Here is a 2,695-nt window from a genome sequence, read left to right on the forward strand (position 1 = left end):
ATTTAGAACAACTAGATACAAAAATTTTGCCTAGTTCTAGCGTAATTTCCTTAACGTTAAATAGACCCCATATATAAACAGATTGGTATTAGGTTATTTTTGCGATTATAAATTAAAACTCTCGAGGAGATACAAAATCACCTGCCATTATTTGCTGAAATGTTTGCTCTGCAAGTACATCTAGGCTGTCTAAGCTTTTACCATTCGTTATTAATTGCTGCTCAATTTCAAACACGTCAATATTTTCAATCCCCGACATTTGCGCTACTTTAGAAAATATATATGCATGCTTAAATTTATCATGTTTATAAAAAAGACTAATAAGTGATGTATACACTTCAGGATTCGGTACGTTGTCTTTTTTATTGAGCTCTAAAGTTTTATAAAGCAAATCAATGGTTTTTTCATCGTCGAACTTAATATAGTACGATGCTAAAAAAAATTGCATTTCGGCACTTTGCGTTACACTTTTGTCATTTTCTATCGCCAATAATTTAGTCAGTGCGTTTTGGTTATTATTTCGTGACCATTGGTAGTAGAGCAAACCTGGATGGTTCGTATTCTGGGTATCTTGGTATAACCGAGTCATTTCTTTAATGCTCGTTAATTGACCGTCAATACGTGACGTTTTTTTAGCTTTTAACTTAATATGTTCAATTTTGGCAGCCACAGTTATACATTGGTTATAGGATTCAAAGTCTTTGAGTAATTGGTATTTATTTTCATCAGTAGGGTCTTTGTATTCTATGTAACGTTTGATAATTACATCAGAACGCTCATCCTTGCAGTGACTGTCTTTGTTTAAGTCGCTACAAAAGCCAGGTGTTTCTTTGCACACTTGTGCGAGTGTCAAGGGCTCTTCACACCCTGTCAACGTTAGCAAACCCAATAATACACTTGCTTTTTTAAGCATCCCTTAACCCCAAATGAATATCTACCTTGTTATTCTAACGCAATCATTTAACGCCTAACAGTAGAGAATAACTTCAGATTAAATTAGAATAGCCCAGCCTGAAGTGCATTACTCTCAAAATATAGTGCATTTTTAAAGGCTATCCGTTCAAAATGATAAACTTAGGTAAATAAAATGACCTCATCTCACGAGTTAGAATACACAAATAGTTGGCAAGAGCGCCAAGATTACGCAGAAAGCATGCAACCAATCATTGGTAAACTTTACCGTAATCGTGGTATCGAAATCGCTGTATATGGCCGTCCTCTCGTAAATGCCAGTACTATAGATATTATCAAATCTCACAAAACCGTTGCTCAGTTTGAAGGCACTAAATTACGTTTGCGTGAAAGCTTCCCATTTTTAGAAGCTATCAGCAAAATGGAATTAAACTCTGCACGCATTGATATTGGTAAACTTGCATACAGCTATTTGTTTACAGAAGCAGCTAAAGGCCGCTCAGTAGAAGAATTTGTAAAAGATGAACTTGCAGAAATAGCTGACTTACCAGCGAAAGAACCACGCGATGTTGTATTGTATGGTTTTGGTCGTATTGGTCGTTTACTAGCGCGTTTATTAATTGAAAAATCAGGTCCATATGCAGATTTACGTTTGCGCGCTATTGTTGTTCGTGGCGGTAAAGATGGCGACCTAGAAAAACGTGCTAGCTTACTGCGTCGTGATTCAATTCACGGTCCGTTCAATGGTTCAATCACTATTGATAAAGAGCGTAATGCAATTAAAGCTAACGGTAGCTACATTCAAGTTATTTACGCCAACTCTCCTAGCGAAGTTGATTACACTCAATACGGTATCGACAATGCATTAATTGTTGATAACACCGGTATTTGGAAAGACGAAGCAGGCCTTGGTCAGCATCTAGAGTGTAAAGGCGCTGCAAAAGTATTATTAACAGCTCCTGCAAAAGGTAATATTAAAAACATCGTATATGGTGTTAACAACAAAGATATTTTACCTGAAGATAAAATTGTTTGTGCAGCAAGCTGTACAACTAATGCAATTACACCAACACTTAAAGCACTAAACGATAAGTTTGGTATTAATAATGGTCATGTTGAAACTGTACACTCGTACACGAACGATCAAAACCTTATTGATAACTACCACAAAGCAGAGCGTCGTGGCCGTGCCGCAGCACTTAACATGGTAATTACTGAAACAGGTGCTGCAAAAGCGGTTTCAAAAGCATTACCAGAGCTTGAAGGCAAATTAACAGGTAACGCAATCCGCGTACCTACACCTAATGTGTCGCTAGCTATTTTGAACCTTAATTTAGCAACAAGTACATCGGTTGAAGAGCTAAACGCATTTTTACGCGATACAGCACTTCATTCAGACTTACGTGACCAAATTGATTACACCGCATCAACGGAAATTGTATCTACCGATTTAGTAGGTAGCCGTTACGCAGGTGTTGTTGATTCACAAGCAACGATTGTTGAAGATAACCGTATTGTTTTATATGTATGGTACGACAATGAGTTTGGTTATAGCTGCCAAGTAGTTCGTTGTATGCGCGATATGGCCGAAGTGTCATTCCCAAGCTTACCTCGCTAATTTATTTGCAGTGACTTAAAAGCCAGCATGTTGCTGGCTTTTTTGGTCGTGTATTATTTTTAAAGCGTATGCCTTGTGATAGGCTTTAATTAAGAAAATGCACATTCGTTTTACTATTTACAAAATAATGTCAGTTCTGTGAATTAATAAGCAGATAAACTTATT

At 37.0% G+C, this 2,695-nt stretch carries 2 protein-coding genes; one reads left to right on the forward strand and one right to left on the reverse strand.

Annotation, left to right across the window (positions count from 1 at the left end):
* Window positions 1-112: 112 nt before the first annotated feature.
* Complete coding sequence (locus tag GQR46_RS18500) at window positions 113-913, reverse strand: DUF2989 domain-containing protein (RefSeq protein ID WP_024593069.1); 801 nt, start codon at window positions 911-913, stop codon at window positions 113-115.
* Between the two features lie 174 nt (window positions 914-1,087).
* Between GQR46_RS18500 and GQR46_RS18505 the strand changes: the two genes are divergently transcribed.
* On the forward strand, window positions 1,088-2,530 hold the full coding sequence (locus tag GQR46_RS18505; protein WP_024593068.1) for a glyceraldehyde-3-phosphate dehydrogenase: 1,443 nt from the start codon (window positions 1,088-1,090) through the stop codon (window positions 2,528-2,530).
* Window positions 2,531-2,695 lie beyond the last annotated feature (165 nt).

This window comes from Pseudoalteromonas sp. Z1A6 (assembly GCF_011378745.1).
GTDB lineage: Bacteria > Pseudomonadota > Gammaproteobacteria > Enterobacterales > Alteromonadaceae > Pseudoalteromonas > Pseudoalteromonas arctica.

Bases quoted from the DNA above. Each gene is read 5' to 3' on its own strand.
- GQR46_RS18500 (WP_024593069.1), bottom strand. From the start codon at position 913: ATGCTTAAAAAAGCAAGTGTATTATTGGGTTTGCTAACGTTGACAGGG.
- GQR46_RS18505 (WP_024593068.1), top strand. From the start codon at position 1,088: ATGACCTCATCTCACGAGTTAGAATACACAAATAGTTGGCAAGAGCGC.